Below are 17,799 nucleotides of genomic sequence, written 5' to 3' on the forward strand. Positions count from 1 at the left end.
GACCTTAGCGAAATGGCCAGTTTCCTCTACGGCATCAAGTGCCAATTTCACTTACGGCGTACATCTCACATTCACCTTATCAAAAAAAGGTGAGTAAATTAATTCTCCGTCAAGAATTAACTTACTCACCTATCTTAACCTGTTTCCTCTTGGCGACGAAGGAGCTTAGAGGAAGGTGCAGTTTTGAAACAAGCGAGCGCACTTTGCTCGATTGGTTCAAAATGTGCCCACCACGTTCCAGCGTCTGTATCCCCGGGCCCCGGAGTCGGCATTGAACGTACCAACCAAAATACTACCTCCATCCCAGCAAACCAAACAAACTAACAAAACGTGCCCCAAGCAAAACTCCTCTGTCTGCCATAGCTCTCTTACATCTTTGCAATAAAAAAAGCCTCGGTCCATAAGACCGAAGCATCAATCAAAAAACTACTTGAGATATTCCTCAACCAATTTCTTATTATCATCATTTGTAATCGACTCAGTAACAGCACGTTCTGCCAGATCCTTAAGATCACCAGCATTCAACTTCTTCATCAAACTACGAACACGTAAAACAGAAGTTGCGCTCATAGAATACTCGTCCAGTCCCATGCCTAGAAGCAGTGGCACCATAATATTGTCACCAGCAGCCTCTCCACACATACCAGCCCATTTACCTTCTTTATGAGCAGCATCAATAACATGCTTAACCAATCTAAGAATAGAAGGGTTATATGGTTGATACAAGTAAGACACACGATCATTACCTCTATCAGCAGCCATAGTATATTGAATCAAATCATTAGTACCAATACTAAAGAAATCAACTTCCTTAGCAAATTGGTCAGCCAAAACAGCAGCTGCAGGAACTTCCATCATCATACCCAACTGGATATCATCAGAAACCTTAGTCCCGTCAGCAACTAACTTAGCTTTTTCTTCTTCGAATACCTTCTTAGCATCACGGAACTCATTAAGAGTACCGATCATTGGGAACATGATCCGTAAATTACCAAATGCCGAAGCACGTAGTAAAGCACGTAATTGTGTTCTAAAAATATCTTGGCGATCCAAACTAATACGGATAGCACGATATCCTAAGAATGGGTTCATTTCATCAGGTAGAGGAAGATATGGTAAGTGCTTGTCACCACCGATGTCCATCGTACGGACAACCACTGGCTTGCCTTTCATACCTTCAAGGACCTTCTTGTAAGCCTCGAATTGATCATCTTCAGTTGGAAGCTCATCTGATTGCATGTACAAGAATTCTGTACGATACAAACCGATACCTTCAGCACCGTTACTAATAACACCATCAAGATCATCTGGTGTACCAATATTTGCGGCAACGTCAAAATGTTTGCCATCAGCAGTAACTGTTGCTTCGTCTTTAAGTTTCTCCCATTCAGCCTTTTCGGCGGCAAAGTCACTTGCTAACTTCTGATAGTGTTTAACATCTTCATCGGATGGATCCAAAATGGCAGCACCATTAAGACCGTCAACGATAATCTTGTCACCATCTTTAGCATCCTTAGTAATGGAATCTGTTCCTACAACAGCAGGTAGTTCAAGTGAACGAGCCATAATTGCTGAGTGAGCAGTCCGACCACCAACGTCAGTTACGAAACCTTTAACATATTTCTTATTTAGTTGTGCGGTATCACTAGGAGTTAAATCATGTGCAACGATAATAACTTCACGGTCGATCAGTGAAGGATTTGGCAACTCAACACCTAACAAGCGAGCCATCACACGTTTAGTAACGTCACGAACGTCGGCAGCTCTTTCTTGCATGTAGGCATTATCAGTCATTCCTTCAAAAATTTGGATAAAGTTATTCGATACATCGTTAAGTGCTTGTTCAGCATTAACGCTTTGATCCTTGATCTGTTGCTCAACGGCCCCAGTAAATTCTGGGTCAGCTAGAATCATCTTGTGGGCATCAAAAACTTGAGCTTCCTCGTCACCGAGAGACTCTTTAGCGATATCTCGGATCTTAGTAAGCTCATCGTCTGATTTTGCAATAGCATCTTTCAAGCGGTTGATTTCTGCATCAGCGTCTGAAATAGACTTCTTGTCGAAAGATAAATCTGGTTGAACTAAAAGGTAAGCTTCCGCAGTGGCAATTCCATCACTGGCTGCAATTCCCTTGATAGTTTGAACCATTATTCAGCAAGTCCTTCCTTTGTCATTGTTTCTGAAATAGCTGAAAGTGCATCTGCTGCATCGTCACCATCAGCTGTGATTGTTACATCTGAGCCTTGGCCAACACCGAGTGACATAATACCCATGATCGACTTAAGGTTTACTGACTTACCATTGAATTCAATGTTGATGTCAGAACTGAATTTGCTGGCTGTTTGAACCAACATTGTTGCTGGACGTGCGTGGATTCCTGTTTCTGCGATAATGTGAAAGTCTTTGTTTTCCATAGTTAATACCTCTTCATATTCTAAAAATTATGTAGATATTCTACAATCTTCAACTTTTAATTTACCATTATATACCTTTGTTCTCAAGTATTTTCTATCAGTTTAAGTCGGCTAGAGCCTAATATCATTGGTTATATAACGCTTTCAAGCAAGTAATGAAAATTACTAAATATTATTTTTTTAAAAAGACATTATTATAGTAGAAATAATTTTTTTTGAAATTCCAAGCCTTAGCACTTGCATACCTCGAGTGCTAATCGTATACTATCGGTGTATTCTGAAATAAGGAAAGGTGGGGTGCGAATGCTCTGTCAGAATTGCCACAAGAATGAGGCAACTATTCACTTATATACGAGCGTCAACGGCAAACGTACCGAAGTAAATCTTTGCCAAGACTGCTATCAGAAATTAAGAAATCAAGCAAGTGAGGGTAATAATAATATGGCAGGAAATCCATACGGTTTTTCTAGTTTTGAAGACCTCTTCAATGCAATGAATGGTGGTCAAGGCCAACCAAATGGTTTTGAACAACAAGGTCCCCAAACACAATCCGGTTTAGGTGGCGGTGGCAACCGTGGTGGTCGTCGTCAAGGAAACGGTGTGCTTGACCAATACGGTGTTGATTTGACTGAACAAGCTAAAAAAGGTCAAATAGACCCAGTTATCGGCCGTGATAAAGAAATCAACCGTGTAATTGAAATATTAAATAGAAGAACTAAGAATAACCCAGTTTTGATTGGTGAAGCTGGTGTTGGTAAGACAGCCGTTGTTGAAGGATTAGCACAAAAAATCGTCGACGGAGATGTCCCTGAAAAATTAAATAAAAAACATGTCATCCGTTTAGATGTTGTTTCACTAGTTCAAGGAACCGGTGTTAGAGGTCAATTTGAACAACGTATGCAACAACTGATCCAAGAATTACAAAAGAACCAAAACATCATCTTATTCATTGATGAAATTCACGAGATCGTGGGAGCTGGTAACGCTGAAGGCGGAATGGATGCCGGAAACGTTTTGAAGCCTGCCCTAGCCCGTGGTGATCTTCAATTAGTAGGTGCAACTACTTTAAATGAATATCGGACCATTGAAAAGGACTCCGCTCTTGAACGTCGTTTACAACCAGTTCAAGTAAGTGAACCTTCTGTTGATGAAACGATCCAGATCTTAAAAGGATTGCAACCTAAGTACGAAGATTATCATCACGTTAAATTCTCTGAAGAAGCTATCCGTGGTGCTGCTGAATTATCTGCTAGATACATCCAAGACAGATTCCTCCCTGATAAGGCAATCGATTTGATCGATGAGGCTGGTTCAAAGAAGAACTTACAGATCAATCACGTTGACATGTCGGATATTGACAACAAGATCTCCGATGCCGAAGTTCAAAAGCAAGCTGCCCTACGTAATGAAGATTACGAAAAAGCTGCTTACTATCGTGACCAAGTAACTAAGTTCCAAGATATGAAAGATAATGCCAAGAATGAACCAGAAACAAATTCAACCGTTACTGAAAAAGACATTGAAAAGATCGTCGAAGAAAAGACAAACATCCCTGTCGGTGAATTGAAATCAAACGAACAAGCACAATTGAAGAATCTTGAACCTGATCTCAAAGCTCATTTGATCGGACAAGATGAGGCAGTTGGCGAAGTCGCTAGAGCCATTCGTCGTAACAGAGTCGGTTTCAACAAATCAGGTCGTCCAATTGGTTCCTTCCTATTTGTAGGACCTACTGGTGTTGGTAAGACTGAATTAGCTAAGCAATTAGCTAAAGAGCTTTTCGGAACGGAAGACTCAATGATCAGATTCGATATGTCTGAGTACATGGAGAAATACTCAGTGTCTAAATTGATCGGTTCGCCTCCAGGGTATGTTGGTTACGAAGAAGCCGGCCAATTGACGGAAAAGGTTCGTCGTAACCCATACAGCTTGATCTTACTAGATGAAGTTGAAAAAGCTCACCCTGATGTAATGCACATGTTCTTGCAGATCCTTGATGATGGTCGTTTAACAGATTCACAAGGAAGAACTGTCAGCTTTAAAGATACAATCATCATCATGACTTCTAATGCTGGTCAAGGCGATGAGTCTGAGGCTAGCGTTGGATTTGGAGCTGAATCATCAGGCAATACACATTCAATTTTGGATAAGTTGTCCGATTACTTCAAACCAGAATTCTTGAACAGATTTGACGGTATCGTCGAGTTCAATTCATTGACTAAACAAAACTTAGTCAAGATCGTTGACTTGATGCTTGAAGATACTAACGCCATGATTGCTGATCAAGGACTCTCAATTCACGTAACAAAAGATGCTAAAGAGAAATTAGTTGATCTAGGTTACAATCCTAAGATGGGTGCTCGTCCACTTAGAAGAGTTATCGAAGAGCAAATTGAAGATAAAGTTGCCGATTACTACTTGAATAATCCGAACGATACGCAACTTGAAGCTAAATTAGTTAAAGGCGATATCGTGATCGACAAAGCAGCAACTGCTCCGGCAACAACATCTACAACTACACCAAGCAAATAATAAATAAAAGAGAGTGTAAGGAGATGCTCAGCTGCTGAGGATTTAGGGACTATCAGCTCTAGAGTGCTGCGAAGCAGTGCTCGCTGATAGTTTCTAAACCGGAGGCCGCTATCTCCTGGAACTCGTTTCCAATAAAATAGGCTGAAGAAATTAAAAATTTCTTCAGCTTTTTTTATGTTTTCTTAATGTTAATTATATTCCCTTTGAAACTAGCAGTTTGGCTTTTTCCATATGGTAGAATTACCCTAATCTAATTGCTATAGAAGGGATTATTATGGGGAAACATTCACGCAAATTGTTCGGCTCTCATAATAGGAAAAAATCTATGGAAAATAACTTAGTTAAAAGTAACGTTAAAAAAATTTCTCGAGATGATATCGAGATCGAAGTTCATTATATTGATTCAAATGGAAATAAGTTAGCTGAATCCACAGTTTTAACTGGTCACTACTTGGATAATTTAAAAATGCCTTGGAAGACTATTCCTGGTTACGTTTTATCTTCGATCCAAAATTTCCAACAAACTTTCATTCCTAATTCAGACGGCATTTACTTGATCTACTTTACACAGATCGCTGCACCGGTGATCGTTTATCACCGCAATACTCAAGGGGAACTGATCGCTGATCCACAATATTTGACGGGAGATCTCAATAAGAGCTATCAAGCACAGCCGCTTGAAGAAGCAAGAAATTTTTTAGTAGATTATCCTAAAGATGTGACTGGACGTTTTTCAGATAAAGTACAAGAATATGAATTCATTTACGACACGATGCAAATGGATGACTATGAAGTAGCAGATAATTTGTTCATTCAAACGAATAACAACGTCCCTGTTTATGAGCAACCTGCTAGTCAATCTCCATTGTCGCAGCCACTGCCTTATGACACCACTTGGCGGGTTTTTAAAGCTGTGCAGGAACATTACAATGAAACTGTTTGGTACAATCTTGGTGGCGATATTTGGATCTCAGGTAATGAAGATATCAAGACATTTACAATCAATCATTTTTCTGAAGAGTAAAAGCTGTTGGATAGCCCATTAAGTGCAACCGTTGATAATATCAGCTTCACTTATTCGGTTATCAATAGTATGGATATTAATCGTGAGGTCAAGATTTTGTATTATGATAATCAAGATATCACCACTTGGGAAACCCCTTACGGGACTATTATTAGTACCCGATATCAAGGTGGACAGTCAGTTTATGTAAAGAAGTTATTGCAGCTGGACAATGACAGTGTTTGGGCTCAATTGGATAATGGGAATTACATTGAAAGTAAGTATTTGAATTTGTAGTTAAATGGGACAGCCAGCGAGGCTGTCTTTTTTTGAATAAGATCAGGTACAGGGGTGTGGCAAGGATAAAATTATTATCGACTAGTTGATTATTCATTTCATTAATTTAAATACGATGTGATTTTAAGTATAGTTTTGCCAATTCATTGTAATTGGATCACACTTTTTGATAACTTCATTTCTCACATTTTTCAATCCTTATTAACGTTAGTATTATCCATGAAAAATTAAAAATAGAGGCATCGATTTTTGTTGCGATGTCTCTATTTTTTTATTCTAAATTAGCATGATGAGCAAACATCGCTTCTTCACTTCGATCATCTTTTTTCATGAGTTCTAAGATGATCCCGTCTAAATATATTAGGACGGATTGTTCGAATAATGCGCCCATTGGTTGGATAGTTTTAGTTTCTTGCATTTCGCCTTTAACCTTGCCGGCTAATTGAAGGACTTCGTCGGCTATTTTGGCGATTGTTGAATCGGGTTTGGTCGTTATCAAAGCAACTTTTGCTTTGAATTGTTTGGCTTTTTTAGCCATTAACACTGCCTGACTAGTCTCGCCTGAACCTGAAGCTATGATCAATAAGTCATTTTCGTCAATTGGGTCATTAGTGATCTCTCCTACCACGTTTACTTGGTAATCCATTTGAGACAGTCGCATAGCAAACATTTTGATAGCCAGACCAGATCTACCTAACCCGTAAATAAAAATTTTGTGAGAGTTATCGATCAAGTTCATGAAATTCTTTGCGTCTGGAAAAGTTTCACTGGCTTTGGTCAATTCCTGAGAAATAGTTTGAAAGTTATTCATCGGCTTTTCCTGCTTTGATGATTTTATCTTTGATCGTCTTTGCGGCAGCTGTTGGATTGTCTACTGTGGCAATGCCTCCACCCACGATCAATAGATCGGGATTTTCGGCAATGATTTGATCTGCTGTGTTGATCTTGATCCCACCAGCTACGGCTGTTTTAGTTTTTGTGGTATTAGCTTTCATCTTGTGGAAAGTTTCAAATGGTGTTTCACCTAGGTCTTGAAGGTCATAACCAGTGTGGGTGCAAACGTAGTCAGCTCCCATTTCATCAACTTCTTTGGTTCTCTTTTCAATGTCTCGAACAGCAATCATATCTACCAAAATCTTTTTACCAGCTTCACGAGCACCCTTAATGGCATCCTTGATCGATTGGTCTTCAGCCTGACCGAGGATACTTGTCATATCTGCTCCGTATTTGTAAGCTTGGGCTACTTCATATGGGGCAACGTCCATGATCTTTAGGTCGGCAAATAAAGTGATGTCAGGGAATTTATCTCGGATCTTTTGGAGTCCTTCCAATCCAAAGTTGATCACCAAAGGTGTTCCGTATTCAAATACGTCAACATAGTCCTTGGTTTTGTCGATCAATTTGATTGCTCCATCAATATCTTCTAAGTCGATTGCTAATTGTAATTTCATTGTATTTCTCCTTTTAAAAAAATTTATGCGCGATGCCATGCTGCATAGCCGATGGATGGGAAAATACCGATCAAACGACTGACTTGTTTGCGATCCATCTTGAACTCAATAGCTGGAAGTAAGGCGTTGACCGCGTCTTCTGCTTGTTCACTGATCTCGGTTACACCTACTAAGTGCCCTTCTTTATCATGAATTTGCTTACTTGAAGCAATTGGTTCCTTATCTACTTGATAATACCAATAGTTAGCTAGGTCATTTTCTGAAATATCATAACCTTTTTCTTCAGCTTCTTCGATGGAAATACCGGCTTTAGCGATTCTTGGTGAGGTGAAGACGACTGATGGAATGACTGGAAAGTCGATTGGATCAGTCGTTTGGCCAGAGAACAATTGCATTAAGTACTTTGATTCAAAATAAGCTGCAGGAGTTACCTTTGGTTGATCGCTAGAAATAACATCTCCTGCTGCATAAATGTTTTCAACGTTAGTTTGCAGGTGATCATTGACCAATACTCCAGTTTTATCGTACTTAACACCGACTTGCTCTAGGTTCAAGCTTTCCAAATTAGGGATCCTTCCGGTCGCATCTAAGATCCAATCAGTCGTCAAAATTTGATTGTCACCATATGTGATGAGATATTGGTCAGCTTTTTTGGCAAAAGAAGTTACATTTGAATTCTCAATGAACTTCACGCCACGTTTTTTCAAATCATCAACGACTTGTTGGACGTAAGGTTGATAAAATTTACGTAACACTTTGTCTGAATGCAGCATGACCGTGACGTTAGCACCACTAGCATTGGCGATAGTCGCAAATTCCATACCAATGTAACCCGAGCCAATGATCACGATATTATTTGGCAATGTCTGCAAATTCATAAATGCCTCACTGTCATGTGCTAAGTCGGTTCCTTCAATGTCAAGGCGATGTGGTTTTAAACCAGTAGCGATAACAATCTTATCAGCGGTGACTTGCTTTTTATCATCGATACTGATTGTATGTTCGTCAACAAATTTCGCCTTGCCGTGAAAAACTTTTGCTCCGGCATTTTCAAGCCGTGCCGTCAAATTCTCTGGAAGTGGATCAATGATCTCTTGTTTATGTTCAACATTTTTCGTCCAATTAACTTTGATCTCACCATCTAAAATATTGCTCATTCGTTCATTTTCACGAGCCATTTTGACTGGTTCATCTAAAGCTATTTTTGCGTTGCAACCACGGTTCGGGCAAGTTCCGCCAACTAAACCACTTTCTACAACGCCGACTTTTACGCCAGTTTCTGCTAATGGTGCAGCCCCGTCAAAAGTGGCGTGACCCGCGCCAATGTAAAGTACATCAAAATCAAAGTTCGAATCCATATAATCCCTCCATTAATTTATTTGTATATATACCATTAATGTAATTCATTTGGAAAAAATATGAAAGTTATATTATCTTGATTTGATAAACTATTCATATTTAACTGAATTGTTTGGGTTCGTCTGTTTTTGGTTGTATTTCTTAATATAAAACTAATTATTATTTGAAACAAAAAAAACATTTGTTTTAATGGAAATACAAGCTATTGGATTATTAAATGGCTATCTACTTGTTGGATTTTGCTGTTGTTACTGTCGATAGTTTAGTTGATTAATATTATGGGGGTGCAATAATGAAAGTATTACCTGTTGTTTTCTTGTTTCTGGCAATTGTTTTGTTATCTTTGACAAAACTGCTGAGCAATACCTTCGTTCCGAAAGAACTCCTGGTTGTTTTGGGAATCATTTCTCTTGTTTTGTCGTTGGTTTCAGCTGTTTGGGGATATTGGTATTTGCGTAAAAATAAAGATTAATATTTTTGTTTTTGTTGCGATGCACTTATTTGGTGCATTGCTTTTTTTATCGAAATGTAAGAGATCTTTGCGGACAGAGGCGTTTTGTTTTGTTGCGTTCTAATGTTTTATTGGTCGTTTGGGGTGGAGGTAGTAGTTTGGTTGTACGTTCAATGCCGACTCCGGGACCCGGGGATACAGCCACTGGAACGTGGTGGGCACATTTTGAACCAATCGAGCAAAGGGCGCTCGCTTGTTTCAAAACTGCACCTTTCTCTAGGTTCCTTCGTCACCAAGAGAAATTTCACCACTGAGGGCTGTATCCCCGGGCCCCTCCGTCTAGATAGTGAAATAATCCTCCCTGGGTTGAGTTTTACCGATTTATTTTCTGCAAATTGGCACTTTGTGCGCGTCCTATTTATCACATGTCTATCTCAAATATTTTGATTGTTAGTAACCCTCAACCCAGGACCATAAAACCCGGATCTTTTTCGTGGTCTATGAACTTACTATGTAATTTGAATACAAAAATAACGCATCTTTTTTTGATGCGTTATTTTTGGCTGCTTAACTTTGTTTCAAATACTTATTGATCAGCTCTCTGATTTTATCATTATCTTCACTGGTTCCTACGGTGATCCTTAACCAGTTTGGTAATAAGCCGGTTCTGATTAAGTATCCGTTTTTTAATAAATACTGAGCTAATTTGTCTGCTTCTTCGTATTGGAAGAAGATGAAGTTTGCTTGGCTTTGATAATGCTTGATGTTTAATTTGTCGAAGTATTCTTGCATTTTAGCTCGTTCGATTGCATTTTTTTTAACTATATCATCGACAAATGACTGATCTTTGAAAGCCGCTGTTGCTGCTGCTTGGGCTACTGAATTTACGTTGTATGGTAAACGCGTTTTTTGCACTTGTTCGGCCACTTCTTTGGAAAATACGGCGTAACCTACACGGAAGTTTGCTAAGCCGTAGGCCTTGGAGAAGGTCCGCATGACTACGATGTTGGAATATTTTTTCGTTAGGTCCATGGCTGAGGGATTTTTTTCTGTTACGAAATCGATGTACGCTTCGTCGATCAAGACTAGAGTCTCTTTTGGTACTTGTTTGACGAAGTTTTCGATGTCAGCGACTGTTTCAAATGTGGCTGTTGGATTGTTGGGATTGCAGATCCACACTAACTTAGTTTTTGGAGTGATTGCTTTAAGCATACTATCAAAATCAATACCACCATTTGCTAAGACAGTAACTTTTTCAACTTTAGCTTCTTCAATCTCAGCGTGTAATGCGTATTCTGAAAAAGTCGGACTGGAGATCAATTCAACATCCCCTGGTTCTAAGAATACTCGCGATAACATGACGATGACTTCGTCTAATCCCACACCGAAAACGATTTGCTTTGGATCAAGGTCGAATTTTTGACTGATCAGTTGGCGTAATTCGGTGGCATCACTGTCAGGATAACGATTGCTTTGCGAATAAGCCCAGTTGACGACAGCATCTTTGACTGTTTTAGAAGTCCCGTAAGGATTTTCATTGGCGGACAAGCGCACTAGTTTCGATAAACCTAATTCAGATTTCATTTCATCTAGAGTTTTTTCCGGGACGTATGGCTTTAGTTCTTTGATTACTTTTTTCATGCTGCCTCCTAGAGATCTTTGATTTCAGGACGGTCCTTGTATTCGCTCATCAAGCCTTCCCGTTTAGCGAGTTCTGTTTTGATCTGGTCGAAAGTTACGCCTTGTTCGACCCAAAGGACGCAAAGGTGGTATAGCAGATCGGCAGATTCATAGACTAGTTCACCGTCACCTCTTGGTTTGTCAGGATTCTTGGCGGCCACGACTACTTCAGTCGATTCTTCACCCACTTTTTTCAAGATCTTATCCAAGCCTTTGTTGAATAAGTAGTCTGTATATGAACCTTCTTTAGGATTCTTTTTCCGGTCAACGATCATTTCATATAGTTCATCTAAATTTTGCATAGTTTTTACTCCTTTGATTGATTAACTGGTTGGAAAAAACAGCTTCGATGTCCGGTGTGACACGCTGGTCCTACAGGGTCGACCTTGATTAATAAGGCATCCTCATCGCAATCTAACGTTAAGTCAACGACATTTTGGAAGTTGCCACTAGTTTCGCCTTTATGCCACAACTCTTGTCGTGACCGTGACCAAAACCACGTTTGGCCGGTTTCTAAAGTCTTTTGATAACTCTCTTGATTCATCCAAGCGACCATCAAGACGTCTTTAGTTTGAGCATCTTGCACCACGGTCGTTAATAAACCTTTGAAAAAATCCGGTTCGATCATCGTACGACCACTCCTTTTTGCTTGAGATACGATTTAACATCATCGATGGTTAATTCTCCATAATGGAAAACTGAAGCTGCTAGTGCACCATCGACATTAGCTTGTAAAAAGACATCACTAAAATCGGCTAATTTCCCAGCACCACCAGAAGCGATGATGGGAACATTTACTGCCTCACCTAATTGTTGATACAAGGAAATGTTGAAGCCATCTTTCGTACCATCTTGATCCATACCTGTGACCAATAATTCACCGGCACCTTTTGCAACGACTTCTTTAGCCCAAGAGATTGCCTCAATATCAGTCTTTTGTTGACCCCCATGAGTGTATACGAAATACTGTTTTGACTCAGGGTCAAATTTGACATCGATTGCGACAACGATACATTGATTACCAAATTTTTTCGCGCCCTCAGTGATCAGATCAGGATCATTTACAGCAGCTGAATTGATAGCAACTTTGTCTGCTCCAGCTTTGAGCAATTTTTGAATGTCTTCGACTGAAGTAACTCCACCGCCGATCGTTAACGGCATGAAGACTTGTTTTGAAACTTGTTCAACAACGTCGATCATGGTTTTTCTTTTTTCATTGGTAGCTGAAATATCTAAGAAAATTAGTTCATCTGCACCTTGTTTTTGATATTCAGCTGCGATCTCAACAGGATCGCCCACGTCAGTTAAGTTGACGAAGTTGATCCCCTTTTTAACACGACCGTCAGCTACGTCTAAACAAGGGATTATTCTTTTAGCTAGCACCTGCTTCCACCTCCGCAATGTCTTTTAATGTGATTGTTTTTTCGTATAAGGCTTTTCCAATAATTACGTCTCTGATCCCTAAAGCTTTTAAGTTGTGCAGATCTTTGAGATCCCTGATCCCACCGCTGGCGACTAAATTAGCTTGCGGAAGTCTCTGGCTCAGTTTCATGAGTAGATCTAAATTAGGTCCTTGCATCGTGCCATCACGAGCTACATCAGTGACGATGAACGATTTAGCACCATTGTCCATCATTTCCTTGATCAGATCAGACATTTTGACGTTTGATTGTTGCAGCCATCCATTGACGGCAACTTTCCCATTAGCGCCATCGACCCCGATCACGATGCGATCGCCACCGTATTTTTTCAGAAGGTTTTTGACGAATGCTGGGTTTTCGAGGGCAGCAGATCCAATGATGATCCGATCGATCCCCAGATCCAAATACATCCGGGCAATTTTTTCATCGCGGATCCCACCACCTAGTTCTAAAAAGCCGTCAAAGTTTTTGCGGATGTCTGAAATGATCATATAGTTTTCTGGACGTCCGGTCTTAGCACCGTCTAGGTCTACTAAATGCAGTTGCTTGACCCCTTGAGCAAAAATATTTTTAGCTTGAGCGACCGGGTCACGATCGATCAAAGTTACTTGCTCATAGTCGCCTTGATATAATCTGACGCTTTGTCCTTCATGAAGATCAATTGCGGGAAAAATCATTTGTCGTCACCATCTCTTGAAATTTATTTAATAAGTTTAAACCGACTTGCCCACTCTTTTCGGGGTGAAATTGCATGCCGACTACATTATTGTTTTGAACGATGCTTGGGATCTTAATCCCATAGTCAACTTCTGCTACAACATATTTCGGAGCACAGCTTGCATAATACGAGTGAACAAAATAAGTGTACTCTTGATCAGCCACTTTAAAGGGACTATTCGAAGCAACTTGATTTTGATTCCAGCCCATCTGTGGAATCTTCAAATCGCTATTTTCAGGGATCTCTTTTACGTGTCCCGGAATCAAGTCTAAGCCCTTATTTAGTCCGTATTCCTCACTATCCTCGAACAACAATTGCATCCCGAGACAAATACCTAAGAAGGGATGTTTTTCGTTGGCAGCTTTTTTCAATACTTCTATCAAGTTGCGTTCTTTTAAAGCATCAACGGCAGCTTCAAAAGCTCCGACACCTGGCAAAACAACCGCATCAGCATTCAAGATCTCGTCCGGGTCAGCTGTTAGCTTATTTTCAATGTTCAAATAATTCAGTGCTTTTTTTAAATTTAATGTATTACCCGTATCGTAATCGACGATCGCAAACATTAGATCACACCTTTCGTTGAATTGACTCCAATAATATCTGGATTGATAGTTACCGCATCACGCATGGCCCTTCCGAAAGCCTTGAACAAGCTTTCTACTTTGTGGTGCGTATTTCTTCCATAAAGGATCCGGGCGTGAAGATTCATCTCTGCTGCAAAAGCGACTGCTTGGAAGAAGTCTTCAACTGTCTCGGTATCAAGTCCACCAAGTCTTGGATTCAATAGTTCAGCATCAAAGACTAAGTAAGAACGGCCACTTAGATCAACGCTGACTTGTCCAAGCGTTTCATCCATAGGCACAAATTCAGTCCCATATCGTTCAATGCCAGCTTTATCGCCGAGTGCTTGTTTAAAGCATTCACCCAAAACGATCCCGGTATCTTCCGTTGTGTGGTGTGGATCGACGTCTAAATCTCCGTGAGCCTTAACTTCCAAACCAAAACGGCCGTGTTTAGCAAACAAGGTCAACATATGGTTCAAAAAGCCGATCCCCGTGTCAATTTTGATACCTGTTTGTTCATCTAAATTCAATGTAATTTTGATTTGTGTTTCTTGTGTCTTTCTTTCGATTGTAGCTTTTCTCATAAGATTCTCCCTAGTCGTAATATTTATCAAATCTGGATTCGATGGCTCTGGCGTGTCCTTCAAGGCCTTCAACTCGAGCTAACGTGGTAATAGCTTTAGCTTCCTTTTCCAGTGCTGGCTTGGTGTATTGGATGAATGATGTTCGTTTAACAAAATCGTAAACACCCAGTGGTGATGAAAATCTAGCAGTACCACCTGTTGGCAAAATGTGATTAGGTCCAGCAACATAGTCGCCAAGAGGTTCTGAAGCATATTTTCCTAAGAAGACTGAACCAGCATTTTTGATCTGGTTAAGATATTGCGTGGGATCGTCTAATTGGATCTCCAAGTGTTCTGGAGCTACGGTGTTCATTAAGGTGAACATATCGTCGACCTTATCAACGACCGCGATGAAGCCTTTTTCATTAACAGATGCTGTGGCGATCTCTTCACGTGGTAAGACTTTTAACTGCGAATCAACATTGTCGCTAACGGCTTTGGCTAGTTTCATGCTGTCAGTGACGAGGATCGGACGAGCTAACTTGTCGTGCTCTGCTTGTGTCAATAAGTCAGCTGCCAGTTGGCGAGGGTCAGCTGAATCATCGGCAATAACACCAATTTCTGAAGATCCTGCGACCATATCGATGGCCACTTGACCAAAGACTTGTTTCTTAGCAGTAGCGACGAAGATATTTCCAGGTCCGACGATCTTATCCACACGAGGGATCGATTCAGTTCCATATGCCAGTGCAGCGATTGCTTGAGCGCCACCTACTTGATAAATAGCGTCGACACCGGCAATTTTTGCAGCTGCTAAAACAGCTTTAGAAATCCCATCTTTTTGTGGAGGCGTTACGATCACGACTTGCTCAACGCCGGCTATTTTTGCGGGCATCGCACTCATCATAATAGTCGATGGATAAGCAGCAGTTCCGCCTGGAACGTATAGTCCGACCTTTTGTAGCGGCAACAACTTCTGCCCCCGCAAGACGCCAGGCTGTTCACTGTCGATGAAGCCTTTTTCTAATTCTTTTTTGTGGAAACTGGAAATATTTTTCTTAGCTAATAACAAGGCAGCTTTGACATCTGGATCGAGTGTTTCATAAGCTTCATCAATGATTTTTTGATCAAGCTTGAAAGTATCGACATCAACATTGTCAAATTTCTTACCGTATTCTTTTAAAGCGGCATCGCCATTTTCGATGACGTTATTAATAATATCGCTAACAGCTGTTTCAACTTTTGGATCTGTCAATTGACGTGTTTTCAACTGGACCATTTTTTCTAATTCTGCTAAATTTTTTTGAACGATTTTCATTATGCTTGCCCCACTTTATTATTTTCAATTACAGTTTTTAATCGATCGACGAAATCAAATATGGCATCGGGATGTTGTTTCAAAGCCATCCGATTGACTACTAGTCGAGTGGAAACTTTATCTAAATAGTCAAAGATCTTGAGGTGATTTTCTCTGATAGTTGTTCCCGTCTCAGTAATGTCGACGATGGCGTCGGCTAAACCAGTCAATGGTGCTAACTCAACTGAACCTTCGATCTTGATGATCTCGACGTCTTGTCCCAATGAGTCAAAATAACGTTTGGTGATCAAGGGATATTTTGTCCCGATGATCTTTCGTTTTGGTGCTTCTGGGTCAAAGTCTTGAGTCGATGCCAATACAAATTGACACTTGCCAATGTTTAAACCGAGTAATTCATATTGTGAATTTTGATGTTCCGTCAAGATATCGCTACCGACGATCCCAATATCGGCGGCGCCTCGTTCCAAGAACGTTGTCACATCTGGGCCTTTAGCGAGAATAAATTGATATGGCTGAGTCTCTGAATTGAAGATCAAACGACGTTGTTTATTGCGGATCTGATCACAATTGATCCCAGCTTCTTCTAAAAGAGGGATAACTTGTTTCTCAACTCGGCCTTTAGTTAAGGCTATTTTTATACGATTTTCATTCAATATATTCACCTTCCGTCATATCAATTAATTGTGCATCTAATTTTTCCGCTTCTAATTTGGCATTTTCTAAGTTATCAGATAATGAAAGAATCCCATCTGGCGTGTTCTTCAATAATTCTTCGGCTTCACACCACTGCTCTTCTTGAAAGTAGATCAATTTCTTTTGTTTAGTTTGACTCTTGTTGACTAAAAGATCAGTTAAGAGATCGATGTTGATCCCCATTCCAACAGCAGATTCACTCACGTCTTGGAAGTTTGCAAGCAATTTGTCATAGCGTCCGCCACTGAACAAGTAACCCGAACCTGCCTTAGAAAAGCCTTTAAAAGTCAATCCTGTGTAATATTGCTGTGGAGCTTTGCTGCTGAGATCAATCGAAACAACTTGATTTGGCAAGATTTGTTTCAACCAAGCAATCACTTTTTTTAACTCATCGATCCGATTTTGCATTGGTTTAGATAAATTGAAATTAGCCAGTTGGTCAAAAATCTTGGCTGGATCACCAAATAGTCTGGGCCAGTTCATCAAAAATTGAAATTCGGAACGATCTTTAAACTGGCTGATCAATTCTTCATAGAGGGGAACTTGTTTATCATACAAGGACTGAGCAATTGCTTGTTTCAATGCTTCATCGTCAGTTAGTTCTGACAGGATAACTTCAGCAAAATCAGCGATCCCCAGTTCAATCTCAACTGGTTCATCTAACAATTTTTGACTGAGCAAATTGATCAAGACTAAACATTCAAATTCAGCTTTGATCGAAGAATAGCCGACCAATTCGATCCCTGCTTGCGTCAGTTCATTGTACGAACCAGAAAGCCTTCGACTGATCCGGAAAATATCGCCAACGTACCAGAATTTTTGTGGTAACGAAATATTAGTTGAGCTTAAAAAGCGTGCGATCGGTAAGGTCATATCCGGCCGAAGCACGATCGTATCGCCTTCCTGATCCAACAAGCGATACATCTGATAATTCCCGAGTTTATAAGGTTCAAAAACCGATTGTTTTTCCAAAAGTGGCGTTGAGATCTTCGCAAAACCACGGTCAGAAAAAGTATCCCCGATAACAGAAGCAACATGCTGCTTGACCACCGCTCTACGTCCAAACTCATCACGAGTCCCTAGTGACAACAAATTATTATTCATATCAACGCCTCCAAATTCCTACTAATCAAAAACCAAAGCCATAAACCCGATAATAGTCAAAACATGAATCCTCGCCAACCTGCAATGAATCTCTTCAAAAACCTAAAAAAAATCCCCTTAGCAAATAAATGCTAAGAGGACGTAAATAACGTGGTTCCACCTCACCTTTGTTTAATCCTTGCGGATCAAACCTCATGTTGGCTGAGTCAACTGGGATAACGAACCATTTCGT

At 40.2% G+C, this 17,799-nt stretch carries 21 protein-coding genes and 1 other annotated feature (1 of these 22 only partly in view); of the genes, 5 read left to right on the top strand and 16 right to left on the bottom strand.

Annotated features, from left to right (window positions below; all coding sequences use genetic code 11):
• Positions 1-134: 134 nt before the first annotated feature.
• From EKM78_RS12690 to EKM78_RS08080, 3 genes are all read right to left on the bottom strand, one after another.
• Positions 135-284, bottom strand: a complete 150-nt coding sequence (locus EKM78_RS12690; RefSeq protein ID WP_164507261.1) for a hypothetical protein — start codon at positions 282-284, stop codon at positions 135-137.
• Positions 285-426: 142 nt separating this feature from the next.
• Positions 427-2,148: a phosphoenolpyruvate--protein phosphotransferase gene (gene ptsP / locus EKM78_RS08075; RefSeq protein ID WP_125771155.1), complete on the bottom strand. Its 1,722-nt coding sequence runs from the start codon at positions 2,146-2,148 to the stop codon at positions 427-429.
• On the bottom strand, positions 2,148-2,414 hold the full coding sequence (locus tag EKM78_RS08080; RefSeq protein ID WP_125771157.1) for a phosphocarrier protein HPr: 267 nt from the start codon (positions 2,412-2,414) through the stop codon (positions 2,148-2,150). The genes ptsP and EKM78_RS08080 overlap by 1 nt, the downstream gene beginning before the upstream one ends.
• A gap of 303 nt (positions 2,415-2,717) precedes the next feature.
• Here EKM78_RS08080 and EKM78_RS08085 point away from each other — a divergent pair, with 303 nt between their 5' ends.
• From EKM78_RS08085 to EKM78_RS13110, 3 genes are all read left to right on the top strand, one after another.
• Positions 2,718-4,946 carry an ATP-dependent Clp protease ATP-binding subunit gene (locus EKM78_RS08085; protein ID WP_125771159.1) on the top strand — a complete coding sequence of 743 codons (2,229 nt, stop codon included), beginning with the start codon at positions 2,718-2,720 and terminating at the stop codon, positions 4,944-4,946.
• A 325-nt stretch (positions 4,947-5,271) separates the two neighbouring features.
• On the top strand, positions 5,272-5,970 hold the full coding sequence (locus tag EKM78_RS08090) for a MucBP domain-containing protein (protein ID WP_245995013.1): 699 nt from the start codon (positions 5,272-5,274) through the stop codon (positions 5,968-5,970).
• A 6-nt stretch (positions 5,971-5,976) separates the two neighbouring features.
• Complete coding sequence (locus EKM78_RS13110) at positions 5,977-6,246, top strand: hypothetical protein (protein ID WP_245995015.1); 270 nt, start codon at positions 5,977-5,979, stop codon at positions 6,244-6,246.
• 271 nt (positions 6,247-6,517) lie between these two features.
• On the opposite strand, the gene hxlB is transcribed toward EKM78_RS13110, so the two are convergent.
• The 3 genes from hxlB to EKM78_RS08105 are packed head-to-tail and all read right to left on the bottom strand — an operon-like array spanning position 6,518 to position 9,055.
• Positions 6,518-7,057 (bottom strand): 6-phospho-3-hexuloisomerase, encoded by a 540-nt coding sequence (hxlB, locus tag EKM78_RS08095; protein ID WP_125771161.1) that lies wholly within the window; start codon positions 7,055-7,057, stop codon positions 6,518-6,520.
• Positions 7,050-7,697: a 3-hexulose-6-phosphate synthase gene (gene hxlA, locus EKM78_RS08100; protein ID WP_125771163.1), complete on the bottom strand. Its 648-nt coding sequence runs from the start codon at positions 7,695-7,697 to the stop codon at positions 7,050-7,052. Before hxlA ends, hxlB begins: the two co-directional genes overlap by 8 nt.
• A gap of 23 nt (positions 7,698-7,720) precedes the next feature.
• Entirely contained in the window at positions 7,721-9,055 is a 1,335-nt protein-coding gene (locus EKM78_RS08105; protein ID WP_125771165.1) for a dihydrolipoyl dehydrogenase family protein, read from the bottom strand.
• A 293-nt stretch (positions 9,056-9,348) separates the two neighbouring features.
• On the opposite strand from EKM78_RS08105, the gene EKM78_RS08110 reads away from it, so the two are divergent.
• Positions 9,349-9,528 (top strand): hypothetical protein, encoded by a 180-nt coding sequence (locus tag EKM78_RS08110; RefSeq protein WP_125771167.1) that lies wholly within the window; start codon positions 9,349-9,351, stop codon positions 9,526-9,528.
• Between the two features lie 137 nt (positions 9,529-9,665).
• Positions 9,666-9,821, top strand: coding sequence for a hypothetical protein (locus EKM78_RS12695; RefSeq protein ID WP_164507262.1), 156 nt, complete (start codon positions 9,666-9,668; stop codon positions 9,819-9,821).
• 253 nt (positions 9,822-10,074) lie between these two features.
• Here the strand turns inward: EKM78_RS12695 and hisC are convergent, their stop codons facing one another.
• Genes hisC through EKM78_RS08160 form a run of 10 tightly spaced genes read right to left on the bottom strand, consistent with a single transcriptional unit; the run spans position 10,075 to position 17,567 of the window.
• Entirely contained in the window at positions 10,075-11,148 is a 1,074-nt protein-coding gene (gene hisC / locus EKM78_RS08115; protein WP_125771169.1) for a histidinol-phosphate transaminase, read from the bottom strand.
• Positions 11,149-11,156: 8 nt separating this feature from the next.
• Entirely contained in the window at positions 11,157-11,489 is a 333-nt protein-coding gene (hisE, locus tag EKM78_RS08120) for a phosphoribosyl-ATP diphosphatase (RefSeq protein ID WP_125771171.1), read from the bottom strand.
• Positions 11,490-11,494: 5 nt separating this feature from the next.
• The gene (hisI, locus tag EKM78_RS08125; RefSeq protein ID WP_125771209.1) at positions 11,495-11,812 is read right to left on the bottom strand and encodes a phosphoribosyl-AMP cyclohydrolase; all 318 of its coding nucleotides are present in this window, start codon (positions 11,810-11,812) and stop codon (positions 11,495-11,497) included.
• Positions 11,812-12,570 carry an imidazole glycerol phosphate synthase subunit HisF gene (gene hisF / locus EKM78_RS08130; protein WP_125771173.1) on the bottom strand — a complete coding sequence of 253 codons (759 nt, stop codon included), beginning with the start codon at positions 12,568-12,570 and terminating at the stop codon, positions 11,812-11,814. Before hisF ends, hisI begins: the two co-directional genes overlap by 1 nt.
• Positions 12,560-13,285, bottom strand: coding sequence for a 1-(5-phosphoribosyl)-5-[(5-phosphoribosylamino)methylideneamino]imidazole-4-carboxamide isomerase (gene hisA / locus EKM78_RS08135; protein ID WP_125771174.1), 726 nt, complete (start codon positions 13,283-13,285; stop codon positions 12,560-12,562). The genes hisF and hisA overlap by 11 nt, the downstream gene beginning before the upstream one ends.
• A complete protein-coding gene (gene hisH, locus EKM78_RS08140; protein ID WP_125771177.1) occupies positions 13,266-13,889 on the bottom strand; it encodes an imidazole glycerol phosphate synthase subunit HisH in 624 nt (207 codons plus the stop codon). Before hisH ends, hisA begins: the two co-directional genes overlap by 20 nt.
• Positions 13,889-14,473 carry an imidazoleglycerol-phosphate dehydratase HisB gene (gene hisB, locus EKM78_RS08145; protein ID WP_125771179.1) on the bottom strand — a complete coding sequence of 195 codons (585 nt, stop codon included), beginning with the start codon at positions 14,471-14,473 and terminating at the stop codon, positions 13,889-13,891. The genes hisH and hisB overlap by 1 nt, the downstream gene beginning before the upstream one ends.
• A gap of 10 nt (positions 14,474-14,483) precedes the next feature.
• The gene (gene hisD / locus EKM78_RS08150) at positions 14,484-15,770 is read right to left on the bottom strand and encodes a histidinol dehydrogenase (protein WP_125771181.1); all 1,287 of its coding nucleotides are present in this window, start codon (positions 15,768-15,770) and stop codon (positions 14,484-14,486) included.
• Positions 15,770-16,423: an ATP phosphoribosyltransferase gene (gene hisG / locus EKM78_RS08155; RefSeq protein ID WP_125771183.1), complete on the bottom strand. Its 654-nt coding sequence runs from the start codon at positions 16,421-16,423 to the stop codon at positions 15,770-15,772. Before hisG ends, hisD begins: the two co-directional genes overlap by 1 nt.
• A complete protein-coding gene (locus tag EKM78_RS08160) occupies positions 16,416-17,567 on the bottom strand; it encodes an ATP phosphoribosyltransferase regulatory subunit (RefSeq protein WP_125771185.1) in 1,152 nt (383 codons plus the stop codon). The genes hisG and EKM78_RS08160 overlap by 8 nt, the downstream gene beginning before the upstream one ends.
• 132 nt (positions 17,568-17,699) lie before the next feature.
• Positions 17,700-17,799: a binding site (T-box leader), on the bottom strand; it runs 131 nt beyond the window's last position.

The sequence above is a fragment of the Companilactobacillus furfuricola genome (assembly GCF_003946325.1).
In the GTDB taxonomy this organism is placed as follows: Bacteria; Bacillota; Bacilli; order Lactobacillales; family Lactobacillaceae; genus Companilactobacillus; species Companilactobacillus furfuricola.

Coding starts and splice junctions, on each gene's coding strand:
- ptsP (WP_125771155.1), bottom strand. CDS start 2,148: ATGGTTCAAACTATCAAGGGAATTGCAGCCAGTGATGGAATTGCCACT.
- EKM78_RS08080 (WP_125771157.1), bottom strand. CDS start 2,414: ATGGAAAACAAAGACTTTCACATTATCGCAGAAACAGGAATCCACGCA.
- EKM78_RS08085 (WP_125771159.1), top strand. CDS start 2,718: ATGCTCTGTCAGAATTGCCACAAGAATGAGGCAACTATTCACTTATAT.
- EKM78_RS08090 (WP_245995013.1), top strand. CDS start 5,272: ATGGAAAATAACTTAGTTAAAAGTAACGTTAAAAAAATTTCTCGAGAT.
- hxlB (WP_125771161.1), bottom strand. CDS start 7,057: ATGAATAACTTTCAAACTATTTCTCAGGAATTGACCAAAGCCAGTGAA.
- hxlA (WP_125771163.1), bottom strand. CDS start 7,697: ATGAAATTACAATTAGCAATCGACTTAGAAGATATTGATGGAGCAATC.
- EKM78_RS08105 (WP_125771165.1), bottom strand. CDS start 9,055: ATGGATTCGAACTTTGATTTTGATGTACTTTACATTGGCGCGGGTCAC.
- EKM78_RS08110 (WP_125771167.1), top strand. CDS start 9,349: ATGAAAGTATTACCTGTTGTTTTCTTGTTTCTGGCAATTGTTTTGTTA.
- hisC (WP_125771169.1), bottom strand. CDS start 11,148: ATGAAAAAAGTAATCAAAGAACTAAAGCCATACGTCCCGGAAAAAACT.
- hisE (WP_125771171.1), bottom strand. CDS start 11,489: ATGCAAAATTTAGATGAACTATATGAAATGATCGTTGACCGGAAAAAG.
- hisA (WP_125771174.1), bottom strand. CDS start 13,285: ATGATTTTTCCCGCAATTGATCTTCATGAAGGACAAAGCGTCAGATTA.
- hisH (WP_125771177.1), bottom strand. CDS start 13,889: ATGTTTGCGATCGTCGATTACGATACGGGTAATACATTAAATTTAAAA.
- hisB (WP_125771179.1), bottom strand. CDS start 14,473: ATGAGAAAAGCTACAATCGAAAGAAAGACACAAGAAACACAAATCAAA.
- hisD (WP_125771181.1), bottom strand. CDS start 15,770: ATGAAAATCGTTCAAAAAAATTTAGCAGAATTAGAAAAAATGGTCCAG.
- EKM78_RS08160 (WP_125771185.1), bottom strand. CDS start 17,567: ATGAATAATAATTTGTTGTCACTAGGGACTCGTGATGAGTTTGGACGT.